The 3,136-nt window shown below is 52.0% G+C and carries 2 rRNA genes; both read right to left on the bottom strand.

From position 1 onward, the window contains the following. Positions 1–9 precede the first annotated feature (9 nt). Positions 10–121: ribosomal RNA gene (gene rrf / locus B0E43_RS23310) — 5S ribosomal RNA — on the bottom strand. A gap of 125 nt (positions 122–246) precedes the next feature. Further along, positions 247–3,121: ribosomal RNA gene (locus B0E43_RS23315) — 23S ribosomal RNA — on the bottom strand. Positions 3,122–3,136: the final 15 nt, after the last annotated feature.

A 3,136-nucleotide genomic window follows, 5' to 3' on the forward strand; every position in this document is an offset into this window, starting at 1 on the left:
TTAGGAATAATGTGGCGGCGACCTACTCTCCCGGGTGTGACCCCAGTACCATCGGCGCTGCAGGGCTTAACTTCTCTGTTCGGGATGGGAAGAGGTGGGACCCCTGCGCTAGGCCGCCTAAATTGTAAGTATACAGTGGTCAGTAAACAGGTTACTTAATGCTGTATCTAATATCTTGTGTTCTTCAGTCTTCGGTCTTCCGACTTCGGTCTGATTTAACATATTTGGTAGAAACTGTAACAATCGTAGCGTAAGCTTTTGGGCAATTAGTACTGCTCAGCTATGCCATTGCTGACTTTACACCTGCAGCCTATCAACGTCATCGTCTCTGACGGCCCTATTTGGAAGTCTCATCTTGAGGGGAGTTTCGCACTTAGATGCTTTCAGCGCTTATCTCTTCCCGACGTAGCTACCCGGCAGTGCAGTTGGCACCACAACCGGTACACCAGCGGTCAGTCCAACCCGGTCCTCTCGTACTAAGGTCAGGTCCTCGCAAACTTCCCACGCCCGCAACAGATAGGGACCGAACTGTCTCACGACGTTCTGAACCCAGCTCGCGTGCCACTTTAATCGGCGAACAGCCGAACCCTTGGGACCTTCTCCAGCCCCAGGATGTGACGAGCCGACATCGAGGTGCCAAACCTCCCCGTCGATATGAGCTCTTGGGGGAGATCAGCCTGTTATCCCCAGCGTACCTTTTATCCTTTGAGCGACGGCCCTTCCATTCAGAACCGCCGGATCACTATACCCGTGTTTCCACCCTGCTCGGCTTGTCGGCCTTACAGTCAAGCTCCCTTATGCTATTGCACTCCTCGTACGGTTACCAAGCGTACTGAGGGAACCTTTGGAAGCCTCCGTTATCCTTTTGGAGGCGACCACCCCAGTCAAACTACCCACCAAGCAATGTCCCCCATTCCGGGGTTAGATACCAAACAAACAAAGGGTGGTATTTCAACAGTGACTCCGCGAATCCTGGCGAACCCGCTTCATAGTCTCCCACCTATCCTACACATCATTTGTCCAGTACCAATGCTAAGCTGCAGTAAAGGTGCATGGGGTCTTTCCGTCCCGTTGCGGGTACGCGGCATCTTCACCGCGACTACAATTTCACCGAGCTCATGGCTGAGACAGCGCCCAGATCGTTACACCATTCGTGCAGGTCGGAACTTACCCGACAAGGAATTTCGCTACCTTAGGACCGTTATAGTTACGGCCGCCGTTTACTGGGGCTTCGATTCAATGCGTCCCTTGCGGTAACATCCCCTCTTAACCTTCCAGCACCGGGCAGGTGTCAGGCCTTATACTTAGTCTTGAAACTTTGCAAAGCCATGTGTTTTTGTTAAACAGTCGCCTGGGCCTCTTCACTGCGGCTGACATCGCTGCCAGCGCCCCTTCTCCCGAAGTTACAGGGCCATTTTGCCGAGTTCCTTAGCCATGATTCACTCGAGCACCTTAGGATTCTCTCCTCGACCACCTGTGTCGGTTTGCGGTACGGGTACTCATACGCTTAACGCTAGAAGTTTTTCTTGGAAGCCCTTAGGATCACTATCTGATTGTCCGAAAACGCTCAGTACTGTCAGCTTCGGCTAGACCAACGCATTTAACTATCGGTCCAATACCTACTGCCTTTAACCCGGTATTCCGTCACCGGGCGGATCTTTCATCACTCCGTCACTCCATCACCTGTATGAATAGTATGGGAATATTAACCCATTGTCCATCGACTACCCCTCTCGGGTTCGCCTTAGGTCCCGACTAACCCTGATCCGATTAACGTTGATCAGGAAACCTGGGTCTTACGGTGGGCGGGTTTCTCGCCCGCCTTATCGTTACTTATGCCTACATTTGCTTTTCCAAAAACTCCAGCACCCCTTACAGGATACCTTCGCCGTCATTGGAATGCTCCCCTACCACTCGTCCATTGCTGGATCGAATCCTTCGCTTCGGTATTAGGTTTGATGCCCGATTATTATCGACGCCCTGTCGCTCGACCAGTGAGCTGTTACGCACTCTTTAAAGGAATAGCTGCTTCCAAGCTAACCTCCTGGCTGTCTCTGCAACTGGACCACCTTTGTTCAACTTAACCTAAATTTGGGGACCTTAGCGGAAGGTCTGGGTTCTTTCCCTCTCGGACTGGGACCTTAGCACCCCAGCCCTCACTGCCGGTTCTGTATGACGGCATTCGGAGTTCGTCAGGATTTGGTAGGATGTGACTCCCCCTAGTCCTATCGGTAGCTCTACCTCCGTCATACAATTCCCGACGCTGTTCCTAAAAACATTTCGGGGAGTACGAGCTATTTCTCAGTTTGATTAGCCTTTCACCCCTACCCACAGCTCATCCGGAAGCTTTTCAACGCTTATCGGTTCGGTCCTCCAGTTGGTTTTACCCAACCTTCAACCTGGCCATGGGTAGATCACTAAGTTTCGCGTCTACCCCCTCCGACTCTGTCGCCCTTTCAGACTCGCTTTCGCTCCGGGTACGGTACTGAATACCTTACCCTTGCCAGAGAGGAGTAACTCGTAGGCTCATTATGCAAAAGGCACGCCGTCACCACATCGCGTGGCTCCGACCGCTTGTAAGCGCACGGTTTCAGGTTCTATTTCACCCTCCTATTCGGAGTACTTTTCACCTTTCCCTCACGGTACTCGTTCACTATCGGTCTCTCAGGAGTATTTAGCCTTACCGGATGGTGCCGGCAGTTTCAAACGGGATTTCTCCGGTCCCGCCCTACTCAGGATACCCGCCTCAATCTAAATCCTTCCAATACGGGACTCTCACCCCCTACGGTCTGCTTTCCCACGCAGTTCTCGTCAGATTTATCTCAATTATGCAGGTCCTACAACCCCGATCATGCCGTAACATAATCGGTTTGGGCTCCTCCGCGTTCGCTCGCCACTACTTACGGAATCATTGTTATTTTCTCCTCCTATGGGTACTTAGATGTTTCAGTTCCCCACGTTCGCTTCTCTTTCGAGATAACCATTGCTGGTTGGGTTGCCCCATTCGGACATCCACGGATCATTTCGTATTGGCCGATCCCCGTGGCTTTTCGCAGCTTATCACGTCCTTCCTCGCCTCTGAGAGCCTAGGCATCCCCCGTGCGCCCTTAATCACTTACTTCTACTTGCTCATTAT

The organism is Algoriphagus sp. A40, assembly GCF_002002735.1.
GTDB lineage: Bacteria > Bacteroidota > Bacteroidia > Cytophagales > Cyclobacteriaceae > Algoriphagus.